23 protein-coding genes and 1 riboswitch are annotated in these 20,207 nt (G+C 37.6%); of the genes, 5 read left to right on the forward strand and 18 right to left on the reverse strand.

What is annotated here, in order from left to right; translation table 11 throughout:
* Positions 1-55: 55 nt before the first annotated feature.
* From mutM to M3600_RS11895, 9 genes are all read right to left on the reverse strand, one after another.
* Complete coding sequence (gene mutM, locus M3600_RS11855; RefSeq protein ID WP_251646148.1) at positions 56-865, reverse strand: bifunctional DNA-formamidopyrimidine glycosylase/DNA-(apurinic or apyrimidinic site) lyase; 810 nt, start codon at positions 863-865, stop codon at positions 56-58.
* A gap of 108 nt (positions 866-973) precedes the next feature.
* Entirely contained in the window at positions 974-1,993 is a 1,020-nt protein-coding gene (locus M3600_RS11860) for an STAS domain-containing protein (RefSeq protein ID WP_251646150.1), read from the reverse strand.
* Between the two features lie 18 nt (positions 1,994-2,011).
* A complete protein-coding gene (locus tag M3600_RS11865; protein WP_233313884.1) occupies positions 2,012-2,599 on the reverse strand; it encodes a branched-chain amino acid aminotransferase in 588 nt (195 codons plus the stop codon).
* Between the two features lie 24 nt (positions 2,600-2,623).
* Complete coding sequence (locus M3600_RS11870; protein WP_251646152.1) at positions 2,624-3,985, reverse strand: DEAD/DEAH box helicase; 1,362 nt, start codon at positions 3,983-3,985, stop codon at positions 2,624-2,626.
* A 176-nt stretch (positions 3,986-4,161) separates the two neighbouring features.
* Positions 4,162-4,962 (reverse strand): HAD family hydrolase, encoded by an 801-nt coding sequence (locus M3600_RS11875; RefSeq protein WP_233313886.1) that lies wholly within the window; start codon positions 4,960-4,962, stop codon positions 4,162-4,164.
* Positions 4,963-5,073: 111 nt separating this feature from the next.
* Positions 5,074-6,051: a ring-cleaving dioxygenase gene (locus tag M3600_RS11880; protein ID WP_251646154.1), complete on the reverse strand. Its 978-nt coding sequence runs from the start codon at positions 6,049-6,051 to the stop codon at positions 5,074-5,076.
* A 15-nt stretch (positions 6,052-6,066) separates the two neighbouring features.
* A complete protein-coding gene (locus M3600_RS11885; RefSeq protein ID WP_237941404.1) occupies positions 6,067-6,489 on the reverse strand; it encodes a MarR family winged helix-turn-helix transcriptional regulator in 423 nt (140 codons plus the stop codon).
* Between the two features lie 214 nt (positions 6,490-6,703).
* Positions 6,704-7,459: an exodeoxyribonuclease III gene (locus M3600_RS11890; protein WP_251646156.1), complete on the reverse strand. Its 756-nt coding sequence runs from the start codon at positions 7,457-7,459 to the stop codon at positions 6,704-6,706.
* 146 nt (positions 7,460-7,605) lie between these two features.
* On the reverse strand, positions 7,606-8,379 hold the full coding sequence (locus M3600_RS11895) for an MBL fold metallo-hydrolase (protein WP_251646158.1): 774 nt from the start codon (positions 8,377-8,379) through the stop codon (positions 7,606-7,608).
* Positions 8,380-8,517: 138 nt separating this feature from the next.
* Here M3600_RS11895 and M3600_RS11900 point away from each other — a divergent pair, with 138 nt between their 5' ends.
* Entirely contained in the window at positions 8,518-9,099 is a 582-nt protein-coding gene (locus tag M3600_RS11900) for a CBO0543 family protein (protein ID WP_237941402.1), read from the forward strand.
* Positions 9,100-9,201: 102 nt separating this feature from the next.
* Positions 9,202-10,200, forward strand: coding sequence for an NADPH:quinone oxidoreductase family protein (locus M3600_RS11905; protein ID WP_251646160.1), 999 nt, complete (start codon positions 9,202-9,204; stop codon positions 10,198-10,200).
* Positions 10,201-10,225: 25 nt separating this feature from the next.
* Here the strand turns inward: M3600_RS11905 and M3600_RS11910 are convergent, their stop codons facing one another.
* From M3600_RS11910 to M3600_RS11920, 3 genes are all read right to left on the reverse strand, one after another.
* Entirely contained in the window at positions 10,226-11,098 is an 873-nt protein-coding gene (locus tag M3600_RS11910; RefSeq protein ID WP_251646162.1) for an amidase, read from the reverse strand.
* A 48-nt stretch (positions 11,099-11,146) separates the two neighbouring features.
* A riboswitch (cyclic di-GMP riboswitch) is annotated at positions 11,147-11,235 on the reverse strand.
* 160 nt (positions 11,236-11,395) lie between these two features.
* The gene (locus M3600_RS11915; protein WP_237941399.1) at positions 11,396-11,836 is read right to left on the reverse strand and encodes an SRPBCC family protein; all 441 of its coding nucleotides are present in this window, start codon (positions 11,834-11,836) and stop codon (positions 11,396-11,398) included.
* A 112-nt stretch (positions 11,837-11,948) separates the two neighbouring features.
* Positions 11,949-12,905 (reverse strand): tyrosine-type recombinase/integrase, encoded by a 957-nt coding sequence (locus M3600_RS11920; protein WP_233313895.1) that lies wholly within the window; start codon positions 12,903-12,905, stop codon positions 11,949-11,951.
* 222 nt (positions 12,906-13,127) lie between these two features.
* On the opposite strand from M3600_RS11920, the gene M3600_RS29365 reads away from it, so the two are divergent.
* Both M3600_RS29365 and M3600_RS29185 read left to right on the forward strand, forming a co-directional pair.
* Positions 13,128-13,430 carry a DUF5658 family protein gene (locus tag M3600_RS29365; RefSeq protein WP_396953807.1) on the forward strand — a complete coding sequence of 101 codons (303 nt, stop codon included), beginning with the start codon at positions 13,128-13,130 and terminating at the stop codon, positions 13,428-13,430.
* A 190-nt stretch (positions 13,431-13,620) separates the two neighbouring features.
* A complete protein-coding gene (locus M3600_RS29185; protein WP_311315904.1) occupies positions 13,621-13,782 on the forward strand; it encodes a DUF2533 family protein in 162 nt (53 codons plus the stop codon).
* A 15-nt stretch (positions 13,783-13,797) separates the two neighbouring features.
* Here the strand turns inward: M3600_RS29185 and M3600_RS11930 are convergent, their stop codons facing one another.
* Positions 13,798-14,814 carry an STAS domain-containing protein gene (locus M3600_RS11930; RefSeq protein WP_237942288.1) on the reverse strand — a complete coding sequence of 339 codons (1,017 nt, stop codon included), beginning with the start codon at positions 14,812-14,814 and terminating at the stop codon, positions 13,798-13,800.
* A 391-nt stretch (positions 14,815-15,205) separates the two neighbouring features.
* Between M3600_RS11930 and M3600_RS11935 the strand changes: the two genes are divergently transcribed.
* The gene (locus M3600_RS11935; RefSeq protein WP_233313899.1) at positions 15,206-15,742 is read left to right on the forward strand and encodes a ribonuclease H-like YkuK family protein; all 537 of its coding nucleotides are present in this window, start codon (positions 15,206-15,208) and stop codon (positions 15,740-15,742) included.
* A 49-nt stretch (positions 15,743-15,791) separates the two neighbouring features.
* Here the strand turns inward: M3600_RS11935 and M3600_RS11940 are convergent, their stop codons facing one another.
* From M3600_RS11940 to M3600_RS11960, 5 genes are all read right to left on the reverse strand, one after another.
* Positions 15,792-16,562 carry a TerC family protein gene (locus tag M3600_RS11940; protein ID WP_233313900.1) on the reverse strand — a complete coding sequence of 257 codons (771 nt, stop codon included), beginning with the start codon at positions 16,560-16,562 and terminating at the stop codon, positions 15,792-15,794.
* Positions 16,563-16,688: 126 nt separating this feature from the next.
* The gene (locus M3600_RS11945) at positions 16,689-17,876 is read right to left on the reverse strand and encodes a MalY/PatB family protein (RefSeq protein WP_251646164.1); all 1,188 of its coding nucleotides are present in this window, start codon (positions 17,874-17,876) and stop codon (positions 16,689-16,691) included.
* 29 nt (positions 17,877-17,905) lie between these two features.
* On the reverse strand, positions 17,906-18,655 hold the full coding sequence (locus tag M3600_RS11950) for a glucose 1-dehydrogenase (protein ID WP_251646166.1): 750 nt from the start codon (positions 18,653-18,655) through the stop codon (positions 17,906-17,908).
* A 210-nt stretch (positions 18,656-18,865) separates the two neighbouring features.
* Positions 18,866-19,519 carry a DUF1796 family putative cysteine peptidase gene (locus M3600_RS11955; RefSeq protein WP_251646168.1) on the reverse strand — a complete coding sequence of 218 codons (654 nt, stop codon included), beginning with the start codon at positions 19,517-19,519 and terminating at the stop codon, positions 18,866-18,868.
* A gap of 28 nt (positions 19,520-19,547) precedes the next feature.
* A complete protein-coding gene (locus tag M3600_RS11960) occupies positions 19,548-20,177 on the reverse strand; it encodes a DUF1796 family putative cysteine peptidase (RefSeq protein WP_233313904.1) in 630 nt (209 codons plus the stop codon).
* Positions 20,178-20,207: the final 30 nt, after the last annotated feature.

Consider the following 20,207-nt stretch of genomic DNA (forward strand, 5'->3'; position numbering starts at 1 on the left):
TGGCAGATGCATTTATAAAAGACTATTATGACCACAAGAGCAGCTGTTTAGACACTTAGTGCTGACAGTTAGGGCAATAGAAGGTTTTTTTAGAGGAAATCTCTGTTTGAACAATCTTTGTACCGCATCTTTGGCATGGTTGGCCTTCGCAATCATAAACACGGCAATGGTCATTATATGCGCCTGTTTTGTTATCGTTAATGAATAGAGGATGTTCCATATAGCCACCAATATCAGTCGCTTCTTTAAGTACAGTCTGAATAGCCGTATATAATGCTGTTTTTTCTTCAGAAGTTAAGTCCTCCAGCTTTCTTTCAGGAAGCAGCTTTGCATGATAACAGATTTCGTCTGAATAGCAGTTTCCGATGCCAGATAAGAAATGCTGATCGACTAGCTTGAGCTTTAATGTGCCGCGCTTTTTTTCTATATATGCCAGAAAATCCTCTTTAGTAAAGCTTAAGTCAAGTGGTTCCGGTCCTAAATCAGCAAGCTCGGCTTCTGCTTCAGCGTTTGTATATAGGTGAAGATAGCCTAACCGAAGTCCAATAAAATACAGATGCATATTTCCGAATGAAAGCTGGATTTGAACCGTTCGCTTTGGCTTGTCTTTTTCCTCTGAATAAAACATCCAGCCTCCCAGCATTAAATGCAGCAGCAGTACTTTACCGTTGCTTAACCGAAACAGCAAATGCTTAGCTCTTCTCTGAACAAGACTAACAGTATTTCCCTGAACTGCTTGTATGAAAGTTTGCGGATCAACGTTAATAGATTTTTCTCTGTTAACTATTACATTAGATATGACTTTACCTTGAATCAACTGATTTAGATTGCGTTTATAGTTTTCCATTTCTGGTAATTCAGGCATTTATGGAGCCTCCTAAATTAGTATTTGCTTGTTATCATCTGACTCTGCTGCTCTTTTCATGCACAAAAAAAGCTCCATCTTTGACTTTGCAAAGATGGAGCAGAATGCTTACCGTTTTTTTACGATTTCATAGCCAAGCAAGTCGACTGCATGCTCAATACCTTGTTCTAATGTTGAGAAGGTTGGAATAGTACTTAAATCTACTCCTGAGTTAACAATTTGCACACCTAATGTCGGACTGATGCCAACAAGGATACATTCCCCGCCTAAAAGGGACACTGCCTTTACTAAGCCATGCAGGCGAAAAACAATATACTCGTCAAATTCACTGATTGCCGTCATATCCAGCAACAAATAACTAGCTCTTTTTTTGGAAAACTCAAATAAGGTTGTTTGGAGCAGTCCTTCAAATCGCTCATCATTAAATTTCCCGACAAGGGAGACTGCTAATATCCCTTTTAACACAGGCATAATCGGTGTAGACAAATGTTTGACAAGATCTGTCAGCTCATGCGTTCTGTCCGCTACTTTTTGTTCCAGCTCACTGATATATGCTTGTTCTTTTTGTCGTGCAAGCTCATGGATATTATCATTAGGTGTAATAGTGGATGGGAAAATTTCAATCTCATCATATTCACTGCCAGACAGCTGCGATTTATTGACTTTATACCACATGTTTTCCTTCAATAAGCCTGTAAACACTCCGGCCCAATGGCTTGGTAAAAGAACGAGCGCCTGCTCTTTTTTGAGAGATTGATAGATGCGATGCTCCCAGCTGTTTTCAAGCTGCAGGATCATTCGTTTGTCCTCCAGACAAAAATGGCGGACATTAATTTTCCCCCAGCCTGCATTCCGATAAATATCGATATATTGCGTAAGTACATTTCGTGTATCAATTCTATCTTTGTAATAACTGCTCACCAGCTCGCCCATTCGGAATCCAGTTGCCTCTAAAACGGTATTAGACACATCTTCCCCTGATATCTCAATGATCGTGCTGATGAATAATTCTATCGCGGAGTCCCAAAACAGCATAGATGGGGCTCCGTCAAATGTAAATACACCTTTTTCTTTATCCCAAGTAAACACAGTTGAATCAACCTGTGTACGTATAATAGAGTCACCCATCGCTACTCTCTCCCCTTTTTATTTCTCTTCCAGCTTTTTTCCTAACCCAAACATGAATTGGTAAAACAGCTCTAACGCTTGTGCGATTGTTAAATCCTCTGTAAAACCAGCTACATTTTCAATCGGAAGGTTTACATCCCAAAGTCCGTCCTGTCCGTTAAACATCAAGCTGTAAGAATTCTCTTCTCCCAGCTGTTCAGCAAAATAGGCACGGATTACGGCTTCCTGTTTTTTAGGTGCTTTGAAGCCGAACAATGCATCATACTTGCGAAATACAGAATCTACTTCCAATGTCAGTCCTTCCACTTGAATAATGTCAAATAAATCAGACTCGATGTATAAGTATTCCTCAAGATTTGCTTTTAATAGTGAAATCTTGTCATTCAAAAAAGAGGCAGGCAAGTTGTCCTTAACAACTTCATCACTCTCTTTATTGGCAAGCTCCATATAAGTTTGACCAAGTCGGTCAGTTAACTGGCTAACAGCGATATTTTCTTCCTTTGCCAACTCATTTTCAAGTACGTATGCTCTTTCTAATGGAAGAACGGAGATTTTACTGTTAGTTGCATTTTTTTCAATGTATTTCATCATGTTTGCTTTAATCACGTTCCTGATAGCTCCTTTACCTTATTATTTCTTTTTAGATCTTTTTGGTTTATAGACAGCACTGCCTGTATGCCTGCTTGCATTTGAACCATTCGTGCGCCCTTTTTCCTGTCTTGTTCCACTATTGCTGTTTCTTTTTCCACTATCTTGCTTTTTATCTTCATTCGAAGACTGTTTTTTTCTTCCTTGAACAGCTTTTGCTTTTTGCGCAGCATGGAAGCCAGTTTTCCGTTTACTGTCTGGGGCCTTTTTCTCCTGAACTTTTTTATCATCCGTCTTTTTTAATTGCTGCATTTTTTCAATACGAATGCCAAGCTCATCTTCTATCATATCCAATGTTTGTCTGTCATCAGAAGTATATAAAGTAATCGCAAATCCTTCTAAGCCAGCTCTTCCTGTACGTCCGATTCTGTGCACATAGCTTTCTGCATCTGCTGGGATGTCATAATTGAATACATGTGAAATCCCGTCAATATCCAACCCTCTTGCTGCAACATCTGTAGCAATTAAAATTGGAAACTTTACATTACGGAAATCTTTCATCACTTGTTCACGTTTCGCTTGGGAAAGGTCACCGTGTAATTCACGGCACTCAAAGCCATTGTTTCGGAGAACTTCATACAATTTGCTTACACGTCGTTTCGTACGGCAAAAGACAACAGCCATATAAGGATTAAAGGATGTAATTAGACTCATTAATGTTCCTTGTTTCGCTCTGTCTGTTGAGTGCATCGAAAACTGTTTTACCGTTACAGCAGGACCTTGTTTTTTCTCTGCTGTTATATATTCAGCTTCTTTCATATATTTCTTGGCAAGCATTTTAATATTATCTGATATCGTTGCAGAGAACATTAAAGTTTGTCTGTTTGCTGCTGATTTACGCATTATGTATTTGACTTCCTCTAAGAAGCCGATATGAAGCATCTGGTCTGCCTCATCTAACACTAGCACTTTCAAGCGGTCGAGCTTAATGTGGCCGCGTTTCATATAATCGATTAGTCTGCCTGGTGTTGCAACAACAATGGAGATATTATCCTTCATCCGATGCAGCTGCTTCTCTACATCCTGCCCGCCGTAAGCAGTGAGCACCTCTGCATAATCTGGTTTCACTTTCTCTATTTCGGCAGCGATTTGGATCGCTAGCTCTCTTGTTGGGCTGACAATCAATGCTTGAATATAGTCTGCATCTTTTTTTAGCTTTTGTACGATTGGCAAAGCAAATGCATATGTTTTACCTGTACCAGTCTGGGCTTGTGCTATCACATCTTTTCCTTCTAAAATGGATGGAATAACCATTTTTTGAATAGGAGAAGGTTCTATTATACCTCTATTTCGCAAAAGGTTTATTGCATTATCATTGATTCCTAAGCTTTTAAAATCTGTCAATTCATATCCCTACTTTCTACTGGCTGACTTAATGTAGCCAACCATTCTTTATTTTGGCTTTTTATGATGAAAATAGCAAGTATATGTGAAGAATTCTTGACTGAAAACCTCTGTTTCTTTGTAGATTTCTCAAAAGAAAAGGAGCAATAGACCTTAGTCTATGCTCCTGGCATTGCTTAGACCAACTTTAGAATTTCGGTGACTGCATAAGCTACACCATCATCATTGTTGCTCTTAGTTATATCACTTGCTCTTCTTTTTATTTCATCAGGAGCATTTTCCATTGCAAATGATCTTGTAGACACTTCGAACTGTGTTAAATCATTGCCGCCATCTCCAAATGAGTAAATTTCATCGAATACCATTTTCTTCATGTTTTCATATCTTCTAATTGCTTTGCCTTTTTGAGCAGCACTTGAAGTGATTTCACAGTTATTTGGGAAAGAGGATGAAAAGGATACGCTGGAAATCTCTTTTAAACTATTTTTAACTGTATCAATTCGCTCAATTTCCGTTTCATTTACTACAGCTATCAATTTATATATCTTAATATCTTCCATGTCAACAATGCCTTCATAATCCTGGCTGCTGAACATTTCTTCAATTTGGTCCCATGATTTCCCTCTTAAGGAAGGTAAAGTACCTGGGAATCCTCCTCTATTTGTATAAACAAGAATACCGACGTTTAACGGCTTTAGTTTTTCTAAAAGTTCAAAGTACAATTCTTTGGAAAGAGTAGTTTCATAAAGCAGCTCCCCTGTTTCTGAATACATCATACTTCCATTCAAACAGAAAATTGGCAGCTCCAATTCAGCGACACCAGCAACTTTAATAACGTCTGCATACTGTCTGCCTGTATTTAGAATTACTTCTATATTATTGTCCTTCATTTGTTTAATAACATTTCTATTATTCTCGGAAATCAGATGCTGGTCATCTAACAGAGTTCCGTCTAGATCAATGGATACACATTTCATTCTGTTTGCCCCCTTAAGTACTATACTCTTAGTATTATAACTTTTCGTTTCTCTAATAGACAGCCTTTTTGCCTCACAAAAAATAAGGAGAGAGCTAAAGCTCACTCCTTATTATGCATCTAGCTTTGTATCAAGGGGTTTTAATCTTGCTTCAATCTGTTCACGCTGCGGCTCTAAAAACGGCGGAAGTGCCAATGACTCTCCAAGATGATCAATATGCTCATCTGTATCAAAGCCAGGACCATCTGTTGCCAGTTCAAACAAGATACCGTTTGGTTCTCTGAAATAGAGAGATTTGAAATAGAAACGGTCTACGAAGCCTGAGTTTTGGAATCTTGATTCATTGACTTTATTGATCCATGCATACAGCTCTTCTTCATCATCGACACGGAAGGCAACATGATGGACTCCGCCTCTGCCTAGCCGCTGCACAGGCAAATCGGTTCTTTCCTCAATATGAACTTCTGCGCCAGTTCCCCCTTCTCCCGTTTCAAACACTAACACATCAGGCTGATCTTTAATAGTGGAAGGAAATTGTCCTTTTAAACGGAACCCCATTAGCTCTGTAAGCACACGTACGGTTGATTCTGTTCGGCGGACGGTCAGCTGAACTGGTCCAAGGCCGATAATTGCATGCTCTAGTGGAATTGGTCCGTTCTTCCATGGTATTCCTCCTGCTACCCCACTGTTTTGTTCATCAGAAACAAGGAAGAAACGCTGGTTTTCATAATCTCTGAACTCAAGTGTTTTCCGTCCCGCTCTTTGGAGAATGTCCCCATGAGTGACTTGCAACTCATCAAAACGGTTCACCCAATATTGTAAGGATGCATCACTCGGCACACGTAAAGAAAGTGCAGAGATACTGCTGACACCTTCTTTGTTCGGAGCAAGATTTGGGATTTCAAAGAAGGTAAGCTCTGTCCCTGGATTGCCCTTTTCATCACCATAAAAAAGATGATAAACAGATGGATCATCTTGATTTACTGTTTTTTTAATAAGGCGCATGCCTAAAGTTTTTGTGTAAAAATCATAGTTCTGCGCTGCTTTTGCTGTCATGGCTGACACGTGATGAATGCCTTTAAAGTTCATCTTAACTCCTTCTTTCTATTTCTGAATTTTTTTTAGCAGATGAAGCAGCTGCTTTTTTTCCGTATCTGTTAATGCATCAAATTGAGCCGCTTGAAACATCTCTTGTTGAGGAATCACTTCGCTGTACAGCTTAGTTCCTTTTTCTGTGAGCGATACGTATTTCGTTTTCCATTCCTGTTTTCTTTCAATCAGGTTCTGCTCCTCCATCTTCTTTAAAAGCTGAGCAATATTCCCTTTTGAAACAAGTAATTTATCTGCAAGCTCTTGCTGGGAAATAGATTTATTATGACCAATTTGCGCCAGCAAATCCAGCTGTGCAACATTCAGTCCGAATTCTTTCAAGTGCTGGTTGCTTTTTCTGTTGCTTTTGTTATAAAACCGGGAAAGCCGGAACCATAACAATACGCCTAGCTTTACATTTCTGTTTGTATTCGTCATTTTTATTCACCTAATTATGAGTTTAGCGGTAAACTTATAATCTTAGTTTATAACTAAACTGATATTTCGTCAAATACTTTTACCTTAAAAATTGGATTATTTATGAATTTATTGTATGTCTTAAACTATTATCTTCTCGATTTCTGCAGACATACATATAATCGAGCAGGAAAAATGGCCAGCGAAAAGCCCAAGCATTCAGCTTGGGCTTTCATCAAATATTTATTTGCAACATTACCGGACAATGATCACTGCCCATGACATCACAATGAATTTCTGTATCTACCAGTCTATCTTTTAAACGTTCAGACAGGATAAAATAATCGATTCTCCAGCCGATATTCCGCTCTCTTACTTTTGCCATATAAGACCACCAAGTATAAACATCACCTCTGTCTGGAAACAGATAGCGGAAGCTGTCAATATAGCCTGAATCAAGCAGGCTCGTCATTTCTCCCCGCTCCTCCACTGTGAAGCCGGAATTGCCGAGATTTGATTTTGGGTTTTTTAAATCGATTTCCTGATGGGCCACATTTAAGTCCCCACAGTAGATAACCGGTTTAACGGCATCAAGTTCTTTTATATAGGTTTTTAGCTGTTTTTCCCATTCGATTCTATATCCAAGTCGGCTTAAGTCTCTTTTCGAGTTGGGTGTATACACGTTCAGCAAAAAAAATTCAGGGAATTCTAGTGTAATAGCTCTTCCTTCTAATTCCTCAAAGTCTTCCCCAATGCCGTAAGTGACACTGATTGGCTCCTGTTTTGTAAATACAGCTGTGCCGGAGTAGCCTTTTCGCTCCGCATAATTCCAAAACTGATGATAGCCTTCTAAGTCTAACTGTATTTGGCCTTCCTGCAGCTTTGATTCTTGTATACAAAATATATCTGCATCTATTTCATGAAAAAAGTCTAAGAAGCCCTTTTTTACACATGCTCTTATGCCGTTCACATTCCATGTTACTAATTTCATCTGTAATGCTCCTTATTAATAATAATCATTCTAAATTAATAGATTACCATGAAACCAGCAATCAATAAAGTAATATCCTTTTTCCAATTTAAACACAAAAAAATCTTATCCCTGTTGCTGTTATGAGCATGGGATAAGATTGCCGTTTATACAACGGTTGGCGATTCAGCAAAACCAACATCATAATGGCGAATAAGCTGATAAAGACCTTTAGCAATTTGCTCTTTACCGTATAGCGGTTTTCCATGACCTGTATAAATGGTGCTTGGCTCTAGTTTTGCCAGTTTAATGATTGATTCTCTGCTTTCTGCACGGTTTGGTGTAAAGTAAGCAGGAGGTCCATGTATCTCTTCTTTTTGCGTTAATACAGCAAGTAATGACTCTTGTTTAACGGTAACAAAAGCATCTCCTGCCAGCATCAGTCCATCTTCTTTTCTGTATAACGATATATGTCCTTTCGTATGCCCTGGTGTATGAATGCCCTCCCAGCCCTGCATGAATTCTAACTCTGTGCCAGTTTCTATTTCATGCAAATTAGAGTGAAGCCCAATACCATCACGGGGATAAAACGGCGATAAATACGACATTAGTCCTTTAACAATAAATGGTGTTGGTCTTGGATACTCCTTCTCTCCTGTTAAATATGGCATCTCCTCGTGATGGGCATATATTGGTACATCCCACTCTTTAAGCAAAACCGGCAATGCCCCGATATGGTCAAAGTGGCCATGTGTTAATACGATTGCTTTTGGCTTCTTGCTGCCAAATAACGTGGAAGCATATTTCAAGATAAATTTAGCAGAATACGGCACCCCTGCATCAACCAGTACCCATTCATCTTTATTTTTGCCTAGTCCAGAAATGAATGCGATATTTGCGATAGCTGTTCTGTATCCATATACATCTGTGGCTATTTTCATGTTCGATTCTCCTTTTTCCTATTATTGTTGCCAATATTTTTGTTCTGACACTGTAATTCGATTTATTTTTTTCAGGGATACATGTAATTTTCCGTTAAAGCGAACACTAAACTTAAACACTTAATGGAGATGCTTTAAATGAATACACAGCAAAAAAGTCTGCTTGAAGAATTAAAAAAAGATGAATGGAGTCACTCTAAAGAGTGGTTTGAATATTGGCTCGGCTATTCAGGACCAGATCACTGGCAGTTTTGGATTGGACTTGCTCTTTTAATAGTGCCGTTAATTGCTTTTTTTCTATTGATAAATAAGCGTAATGCCCTCCAGCTCGGCTTCTATGGATACAATGTTCATGTGTTCTTTACCTATATCGATTTATATGGCGCTAATAATGGTTATTGGTTTTATCCATATAAGGTGCTGCCAATCCTTCCATCCAGCTTTGCATTGGACGTCTCATTTGTACCGGTGTTTTTTAGCTTCATATATCAGTGGTCTCAAGCAAAACAAAAGAATTATTATGTATGGTCAATAATATTATCTGCTGTTTTCGCATTTGTTTTAAAACCTTTGTTTGTTGCTATAGGCATGTTCGAGTTTGGCAAAGGTGCAAATTACCTTCATCTATTTATTGGCTATGTTATTGTTGCCTTAACAGCAAAATGGATGACAAATCTGTTCTTGTATTTTGAAAAAAAAGCCAAAGTTCAGCATTCCTAATTAATCAAACCAAGCTATTCTAGCACAGGTTCACTTATTCAAAATGGATGTTTTGACCAATCTGGAGAAAAAGTGTTAAGATGGCAACGAGGTGAAACGACAATGATAGATTCATTTAAAGCAGTAGTTGTAGATAAAAAAGACGAGGATTTTTCTTTAAAAGTGGACCAAGTCAGCCTAGATAACTTATCAGAAGGAAATGTTCTTATTGAGGTTCATTATTCTGGAATAAACTATAAAGATGGACTTGCAAGTGTACCAAACGGCAAAATCGTCCGTTCCTTTCCACATATTCCAGGCATTGATCTAGCAGGCATTGTAGTCTCATCTGATGATGAACGCTATCAAAAAGGCGATAAAGTTATTGCCACAAGCTATGAGATTGGCGTATCGCACAGCGGCGGATACAGTCAATATGCAAATATCCCTGCAGATTGGATTGTGCCCCTTCCAGATGGCCTTACATTAAAAGAAGCAATGATTGTTGGGACAGCAGGCTTCACTGCAGGCTTAAGCATTCAACGACTTGAAGAAAACGGCTTGACTCCTGAAAATGGCAAAGTACTCGTAACAGGTGCAACAGGTGGTGTCGGAAGCTTTGGTGTGGCAATGCTTGCAAAGCTGGGCTATAAGGTCGATGCAAGTACAGGCAAGCAATCGGAGCATACATATTTACAAACTATAGGTGCTGACAGCATCATTTCCCGCACAGATATTTATGACGGCAAGTTGAAAGCCCTTGATAAACAACAGTGGGCTGCTGCCATCGACCCTGTTGGCGGAAGCACATTAGCTGCGATCACAAGCAAGCTTCTTTATAACGGCTCGGTAGCTGTGAGCGGCTTAACAGGCGGCGGTGATGTCCCGGCAACAGTCTATCCTTTTATTTTAAGAGGCGTTAATATACTGGGGATAGATTCTGTCTACTGCCCGATGGAAACAAGAAAAAAGGTTTGGAACCGAATCGCTACAGACTTAAAACCAGCTGATTTAACCCAATTTATTTCAAGTGAAGTAACGCTCGAAGAGCTTCCTTCTGTCTTGCCAACCATCTTGGAAGGATCTGTACGCGGAAGAATAATTGTTAACATTAAAGGATAAAAAAAGGACCTTCAAGGTCCTTTTCTCATTTCATTTGCATCCATGTTTCAATATAATGGACTGCAAAGTTTATATTTTCTTGTGGATACGCTTTAGCTACCTTCGCAAGCTCACCTTTCATATAAGACTTACTCTTTTCATAAAAGCTTATATTTGCTCCCTCAGAAGACTCTCCTGTTTCAACACCAATATTGATTGCTTTGCCAAAGTCTTTCGCATATTGCACCTCTGTTTTTACAAGAGCATTAATACCATTGATTCCTGCTGCTGCATTTCTGTATGCCATAATTGTGGCAAAATCACTGTTTTTAATAGCCCATTTTGCAAGATTGCTTTTCCCATACGTATTGGCAAATGTTATTTCATCAAACCAAAAAGGAATGTCCATACTAAACTCAAGGTTTAAGTTATTGCTTAGTTGTCCGCTGCGTTTGATTAATTTTTGATATGCTAATACAACGTCAGCTCTGTCTGTATTCCATTCTTTCAAAATATATGGTTCTACATCTAGATGAACACCTGTAAAACGTTGATTTTCCGTACTGTTTTTTTGATAGCTTTTCACCCATTGAAACAAGCTGTCAGCATAACTTTGACCGCCGTCCAACGCCCATTTCGGTGCACCATCTAATGCATGAACACTGATTTTATTATTAGTCGCTTTAGTAATAAATTGTTGATATACCTTCCGTGCAACCTCTTGGTCAACCTGCAAATAAACATCCGTTACCTGATTTTTCACTAGGAAACTAATGATTTTATTTTGACCAGCTGCTGATGTTAATGACCATGGATTCCAAATCCAAGTAGCATTTGTTTTACTGCTTTCTGCAGCATTTGCATTGAAAGCAGGCAGCATTAATCCCACCACCAGAAAAAGAATGACTAGTTTCTTCATATATATACTTCTCCTTTTAGAAAAGCCTAGACTAATCCAAAGGAGAAGTCTGGCAGCCTGGCAGCCATTCGTTTTTACTAACGGTTAGGCCCATAGCTTTGCGTCCTTGCTTTTCAACAAGTTTGCCCTTTTCAGATGTAATTTAGTTACCTATATTATAGCTTTTCTCAATCTATTTTCCTACTACTATTATCATAGTTATTAAATGTAAAATATGGTTATAAAGGAAGAAACAACAAAAAAAAGATGTGTTTAGTTACAACACATCTTTATCTAATTAACATAATAATATTATATTTAACCATTTTCAATTGCCTTACACACTTCAATCGTTAATTCTTGAGTGATTTCATCGAGCTTCGGCTGGAGAACACTATTTACCATTGGTGCAAACGTTCCAAACGCATTGATTTCCAAGTAGCCAGTCATCCTCGTCTCATTCACTCCGCTTTGCTCGGCTGAAAAATACCCGTTTCCCATAAACTTTTCATTTATACCAGTTAATTTAAAAGAAACCTCAGAAGGTTCTTCCCATTTAAGAATATCTACTCTTAACGAGATCTTCTTCTTTAGAATGCCTAGATCTGTCTTGAATTCCCATGTTGACACCATTTCTGAGATAAGTTGATGCTGTATATACCCTGGCACAAGCGGAGCCCAATTATCCATTGAGCGAACAAAATCCCATACTTTCTCCATTGGTGCTTTTACTATAACGCTATGTTTTCTGCTTGGCATTTACATGAACACTTCCTTCTCCATATGTCTATTATTATGCATATTCATATAGGAAGAAAGTATGTATACTGACAATAATTTTATTAGTTTACATAATATTATTATTGTAAAATTAATTAAAGTAATCTGACAGCTCCATCTCCATCGCTTTTTCTTTTTGCGCATCAGAGACATGTGTATATTTTTGGGTTGTATTTAAATTTGTATGTCCTAACAACTCTTGAATTGTTCTGATATCTCTGCCGTCCCTGACAAGATGTGTTGCAAAGCTGTGGCGAAGCTTATGGCTGGAGATAGATTTTTGTTTCCAGTTATATTCTGGATATTCGCTTTCAATCGAAGCACATATACGCTCTGTTATTTCCTGAATCCTTCTTCTTGAGATCCTTTTCCCTCTTCTTGAAATGAATAATGCATCTTCATAGCCTTTCATTGGCAGAATTCTATCTTCCTTAATATAGGCCGCCAGCTCATCATAAAGCTTTGCTGGCAAAGGAATATATCTATTTTTATTACCTTTACCTAAGACGTGCAACCCTCTTTTGCCAGATTGAATCGAGGATATGTTCAGAATATGAATCTCAGAAACCCGCAAACCAGCAAAAGCCATCAAGCCCATCATGATTTTATTTCTGCGCTGATGCTGCTTTTGGGAAACAATGCCGACCATTTCAAAATATGCTTTCAACTCATCCTTTTCTAAATAACTCGGCAGCTTTCCTTTTTGTTCTTTTGCACTAACCAGTTCAGCAGCAATGTTTTTATCGAGAAGTTCATAGTCCATTAAACATTTGAAGAAAGAGCGCAATGCTGTCAGCCGTCTATTTCTTGATGCAGCACTGTTGCCTCTTTTCGTTTTAAGCTCATTCATAAATAGAGTTATATGAAGTTTTTTTACATCCCCTAGTTCTACTTTTGCTGCCTTTTTTCTTGTTATAAATTCTAAAAATAAGAAAATATCCCGTATGTAGTTTTCTATTGTAAATTTGCTGTAATCTTTATTGTCCATCTCTGTTTGAAAGATAGTAATTTCATCCTCATACCAACTTGCTAATAAATTATTATCCATCTCTATAATCCACCAATCTTCGACTTTTATCTATTATTTATTATACTATATTCCTTAATAAACCGCACATAAGAGATATTATGCGCGGTAATGCAGTCAAAACTGCTACAAAAGAATGAAATTATCTTCTCCGTGTTATGACCTATTTAATTTTTTGCTATTTATTGGGATAATTAGTAAGAATAACTAGCTGTTAACTACTAGAACTAGAGGTGTTTTTTTGTGAAAATACTCTTTTTAATAATCAGTTTTTTAAATTTAGCAGATGGGTTATTAACCTATATTGGGATACAGCTTGAGCTAATAGATGAAGGAAACCCGTTAATGAGTTCTGTCTGGGAGATATCTCCTTTTTTGTTTTTAGCTTTGAAATTCTTCTTATCAATCTTACTCTTTATTTTCGCTTATACTTTTTCAACAAAACATGTAAAAACATGGACGATTATTCTCATTGTTCCCCTGTTATTATATGCAAGTATTTTCGCTGTCCATCTAACTTGGATTTCATACGTAATTAAAGTGTAATATAATAATATTATGTAAACTAGTATTTTTTACTCTTTATCTGAGTATATAAAAAAAACTAAATTACTGTTAAAGGAGCTTTAATCATGAATGTACATAAAGCCATTACCAAACATGTTAATAAAGTGAATGTTCGTGTAAAAAGTTCCAAGCATTAGATCAGCAGCGAGAATTCATTATTGAAGAAGCAATTGCTCTCTGCAAAAACGAATATCCCTTCACTGTCGATAATATTAATGCAGTCACAGAGCAAATTAATGAATTAGCAAAACAAGGAACTATTCCAACACGAAAAATCGTTACAATTAAAATGGTTCAGGATTTTGTAAAGAAAGAAAACTCCTTATCTTAACGATAAGGAGTTTTCTTATATTATTTTCCTGCCTAGCTGTCCCAATGCATAATGAATGCCATGCTTTAACGTTTGGAAACAATCAAACTGAGATAAATTAATATTTGCCTGTGATACGACAATACTCAGTTCTGGGGAAATTCCTACTAAAATCGTTTGAATGCCAATAAGATTTGCAGCCGAACCGATTTTCTCCAAAAGACTTGCAGTATGCTGACTGATATCCCGGTCCAAACCAGTTAAGTCTAATACTAAATAGCTTGCCTTATATTGAGGTAAATTATTTAGTGTATTAGTAACAAGCAGTTCAGAACGGTCTTCATCATACTTTCCAAGGAGCGGAACAATTACGATGTCATCATGAACGGGAATAATCGGAGAAGAAATTCTTTTGACTAATTCCTTCAGCTCTTTCGTTTTTTCCTCAACAACCTGTTCTAATCGAGCAATCTGTTCGGATTCTTTTTTCCTCGCGAGCTCATGGATATTATTCGTAACAGTAATTTCTGATGGGAAGTATTCAATAATGCTGCACTCATTGCCTTCAAGCTGCTCTTGAATAATTTTGTACCAAATATTTGTGCCGAGTAATCTGGTAAATATACCAGCATAATGGGCAGCTAAATAACATCCGCCCTTCTTTTTTCCTTGCTCTACATTTATTTTATATTCCCAGCTGTCTTTAATATGAGCGGTTAAAGTTTTCGTTTGATAATTCAAATCAAAAATTTCAGCCACACCCCAGCCTGCCGATGCATATGTAGCGGTAATAAGATTCGCCGCCTCCTTCACATCTACATCCTTCATTTTTTCAAAATACTCGCCAACGACTAGACCTTGACGATAACCGGTTGCCTCAAACACTAAGTTAGAAGCCTCTTCACCAGATATTTCTTCAATCGTATCAAAAAAAGTTTTCATCGCACTAGAAATCCAAAAAAGAACAGCATCTTGCTCTTCAAACAAAAACCTGCCCTTTTCTAATTCCCACTCAAAGTGTAAACCACCAATATGAATAGAATTATTGCTCATGTAAATCCCCTTTTTCCGTCCATTTTTCTTTTCTCTATTATTGTTATATTCACCTAGCTTATATACACTGTTTTTCATTTTTTTAAACCTGTTTCGTGAAAATTTTATGTGGAAATAATAGTTTATTTATCTCTTTCGTTTTGGAACAGTGCTTTATCTACTTATATTACTTCTCTAGTTGATTATATTTAAAATAGTTGTTATTAACACTCCATTCATTTATTTTTCCTTTCCTCTTAGTTTTACTAGGCCTCCGCCAACTCCAAATGTAAAGCATTGCATACAATATGACATGGTTATGCTTGGTGCTATTTTTCAGGGGTGCTCATACAATAGTTAATGGTAAGTACTTCATTGCTTGTGTTTAGACGTTTGAAGGAGGAGCTAATGAATGGCGGCGAAAAGATGGTCAGAGATGGCATTTCAGAATCTTCAAGAAAAGTCGATGACATTTGATGTTGTTTTTCAGCGCATTTCCAATTTTATGAGAAGAAATCCACGGGGAAATTATCGGTTGATGATTGGCACTGATTCTCAGGTTCACCCTAAGCATACTACCTTTATAACGGGCATTGTAATCCAGAACAAGGGTAAAGGAGCTTGGGCATGCATTAGAAAAATAATCGTTCCCCGCAAAATGCTGGCGTTGCACGAAAAAATTTCTTATGAAACAACCTTAACAGAGGAAGTGGTGTCTCTGTTTACAGAAGAACGGAAAAACGAACTGATTGATATTGTTCTGCCATTTATATATAGTGGAGCGACATTTTCAATGGAAGGACATATAGATATTGGCAGCGGCTCAAGAAATAAAACGAGTGAGTTTGTTAATGAAATGGTTGCAAGAATTGAATCAATTGGAGTTGAACCGAAGATTAAGCCTGATTCGTTTGTAGCCTCTAGTTATGCTAATAAATATACGAAATAATTTTTTACATAAAAAAAGCCTGTCCCAAACTGGAACAAGGCTTAATTTGTTATTCTTTTGTTGATGCCACTTCTTCTGACATCTTTTTGTTTTTGTTGATGAAGTGGATGATAAATGTAATAATGAACGCAAGAATCAATATAGCAAAGAAGATATAATGATCTAATTCAAAGCCAAAGATACTTGCAAACATTTTAAGAGCAATAATGCCAATTAGCACAAATGCAGTGTTTTCCAATTCAGGCACTTTATCAATTAATACAAGGAATAGCTTCGCTACTGTTCTCATCATTAAGATTCCAAGCATTCCACCGAGAAGCAGAATCCAAATTTCTTCAGAAACAGCTAATGATGCGAGAATACTGTCAACTGAAAATGCTAAGTCCAACAATTCAACAGAAATGACCGTAGCCCAAAATGAACCAAACATCCGGACAGTCCAGCTGTCTTTTTTTATTCCCTTAGCGTCCTCATCCTTGTTGTCAAGCCAGAAATGTTTAATAACAATCCACGCAAGATAAGCGGCACCAAGGACTTTAATCCATGTGAACTTGATTAAATATACCCCAAGTCCGATAAATAGAAAGCGGAAGAAATACGCTCCAAACAATCCGTAAGTGAGTGCTTTTTTTTGCTTGTCCTTCGGCAAATCCTTGACCATAATGGCAAGTACTAACGCGTTATCTGCAGAAAGTAGTCCTTCAAGGATGATTAATGAACCAATCAATCCCCACGAAACTGGATCTGATAATACTTCTACCCACATGTCCCAATCAAAAAAGGAAGCATAAGTGGAAAGTATTTGATGTAGTATGTCCAATGAAAAAGCCCCCAAATATAAGTAATGTAATTTCGATAATGAAAATATTATACTCCTAAATATACACAACTGCAAACCTTTAAACAGTATTTGGAAGCTTAGCCCTTGTAATGATGCTGTTATATACTATTGTAAATCTTCAAATTCCTTTGCTATTCGATCTAACGCTGTTTGAATGAGTGAACGCGGTGATGGAATACAAATTCTCTGAAAGGCTGTGCCTTCTTCTCCGAACATACTTCCATCCTCTAACAGGACATTCGCTCTGTTATAGATGCGATCATGGACTTCTTCAGGTGTAATATTATAGGCGGAAAAATCCAACCACATAATATAAGTGCCTTCTGGTATAACCACTTTCACCTTTGGCATTTTTTTGTCGATAAATTCTTTCACCATTTCCATCGTGCCGTCAATATATGTTTTCAAATCTTCGAGCCATTCTTCTCCATCGTTATAAACAGCAATAAGCGCAGATATGGTAAACGGTGATGTCATTTGGTGACCCATTGTTTTTATAAATTGTTTGCGCAGCTTTAAATTCGGAATGACCATATTTGTGCAATGAAGACCAGCAACATTGAAGGTCTTGTTGATGGCTGTACAAGTAATTAACATCTCATTATCAGCGATTTTCGCCATTGGAATGAACTTTTCATTTTTTCTGATCAAATCACCGTGAATTTCATCAGCAACGATCAATACTTGATGCTTTTTGCAAATCTCCGCTAATCTTTTCAGTTCATCTTCGCGGAAAATCCTGCCTGTTGGATTATGAGGGTTGCATAATATAAACATTTTTGTGCTGTCTTGACTTGCCTTTTCCTCAAAATCTGCAAAATCAATCGTATAATAGCTCTGCTCATCATATAGAAGAGCGTTGTTCAAAACTGTTCTGCCGTTCCCCTCAATTGCTGTTGTGAAGGGCGGATAAGCAGGACGCTGAATAATAATGCCGTCGTTAGGCTCTGTATAGGCACGGATTGCCATATTAATTGCATGAACAGTGCCAGGGCTATACACAATATGATCTTTATCGATGTCCCAATCATGTCTTTTTTTGAACCAATGCTGGATGGCTTTATAATATTCATCTGGAAAAATGGAGTAGCCGTAAATTCTGTTTTCAACTGTCTTATGCAAGGCATCAACAAGAGCCTGTGGTACTGGCAAGTCCATGTCAGCAGTGAATAAGGGAATCGTCTCTTCATCATAGCGCTCAGTAAGACCCATCTCCTTAATGAGCTTGCCGCCATCCCATTTAACCGAATATGTATTGCGCCTGTTTACTACTTCATCAAAATTATTAAGCATTATTGCACCCTCCTTGCTTTTTTTAGAAATCAATCTTCTTCATAAATCATCTTAACCGTCATCCCGCCGTCTATTGTAAGATTTGTTCCTGTGATGAAATTATTCTCTCTGTCTGTCAAAAATAGACATGCTCTAGCGATATCAGAAGGTTTACCAACTCTTTTGGATAAATGCTGCTCATGATCCACATCCCTTAATGAATCATAATGCTTCGTTTCAATCCAGCCAGGAGCAATGCTGTTAACAGCAATCCGGTCATCTGCAAGACTGTTCGCCAATGCATGGGTAATTGCCATAATTCCGCCTTTGCTTGCACTATAGCTTTCTGTATTCGGTTCAGACATATATGCCCTTGTCGATGACATGTTCACAATTGCGCCGCCGTTTGTATTGTGCCTCATTATCTTAGCTGCCTCGCGGGAGCATAAAAATACACTCCGCAAATTTGTATTTATAATGTCATCCCATTCCTCCACTGTTAGATCATAAAAAGATTTAAACAGAGACTTGCCTGCATTATTGACTAAAATATCAATCCTGCCAAACCTCTGTTTCGTTTCTTCCATCAGCCGAATAATATCCTGTTCCTGCCTTACGTCTGTTTTAATGAAAGCTGCATTTTCAGAATAAGCTGACGCTTCAATTATTTTATTAGACGCAGCTTCATCCACATCTGCAAAAACAACCTTAGCACCTTCCTTTAAATAGTGCTCTGCAATGCTTTGACCGATTCCGTTGCTTGCGCCTGTTACGATGACGACTTGATTTGAAAATTTCATCGCTGTCTCCTTTATCCTTTTTGTTCCCATCCATTTTAGTTTTTACATTTCATTATTATTGTAATAAAGGAATCCAGACATTTCAAAAATTAACACTTTAAAATTAAATTACCTGCGATTAGATACTTAGATTTATCGTACTAACAAGGGCAATTACCTGCAAGAGATTAAAAAAAGTAAGCAAAAACGCTCCATTTAATGGAGCGTTTTTTATTCATCTAGTTCTTTAACACTAATGTTTTCAAACAAAGCTTCCCAATAATCATCATTGTTTGTCCACTTTTCGTATACAGGCATTTCCACTACTGTAACATTTTTGATTGGCCAGCTTTTCACTTCCATATCCTCTCTGTCATTATGATTGACGACCAGTATATGAAACTGATTTTTCACAATATCAGACAAGACAGCTTGCAGCTGAAGTGTATCTGAAAATGATGCTTCTGTCCTAACAAATAACAAGCGTTCTCCTTCATCAAAGAATTTTAACATTCTTTCCACACGTCTATCTACCTTCTGTTTTACATTTGAATATTCCGGAAAGTTTGTAAATGTATTGCTGTCTGCTCGAAAATCATGGCTGGAAACAATATTGTAAGCGGTATCTGTAATGACTAAATGTGGATCTGTAGAGTTGATGCCTGTCGAGTACTCTCCAGTTGCTTTTAGGTTATGAAGTTCCATATATCCTGAAAATCTGTTAGCCAGCAGTCTAGTAACATCTGGCAGGTTATTTGAAGCCATCCAATCCAGCGGCCCTGCAAATGGACGCAAATTAAATTTACGCAATTGGATGCTTGCCAAGCACAAATCTCCTAAACTGAAAATAGCGTCATATGTTCCTTTCATATCTTGTACACTCATATACTCTAAGTCTCCTTTATACATGCCTTCATTTCGGACGAATAGAAATTCCATCGAAAATTTGTTGCCAGTGATGATTATTTCCATCCCATATATCTTCATTTGGCAGCCATATAGAACAAACATTATCAATATTGCATTCTTGCACAATAAGATCAGAAACTGGATAGTGATTAACGACTAATAGTGTAAAGTCACCTTTGACAACCTCACGAAGTGCGGATTGGAGTTCAATAATTTCTTCAATGGATGCTACTGACCGAATGAATAAGATACGTTTATCAGTCTGTACACTCTGAATGAATCTGGTGATTCTTCTGTAGTACTTCTCCTTAACAAACGGCAAATCCATCAGATTATCAATCGTATTCCTGTCTGTTTTAAAATCATGGTTAAAGCTGATGATATTATCAATATCATATACAAGCAAATCGGAGTCTGAAGCATATCCGGTAGTGACTAGGTTCTCTTCTGCAAGAAAACCGGTAAAATAAGTGCGAATCAGCTTGGCTACATTGTGCACATACCTTATCCCTACCCAATCTAGCGGACCGGCAAATGGCCTGAGATGAAACTGTCTCATTTTCATGGCTGGCAGGCAGTTTTCACCTAAACTATAAATAGCATCATATTCACCTTTAATTTCATGAAGCTTCATGTACATACTCCTTTTAATAACACTAGTGTG

The organism is Niallia sp. MER 6 (assembly GCF_023714395.1).
GTDB lineage: Bacteria > Bacillota > Bacilli > Bacillales > Cytobacillaceae > Niallia.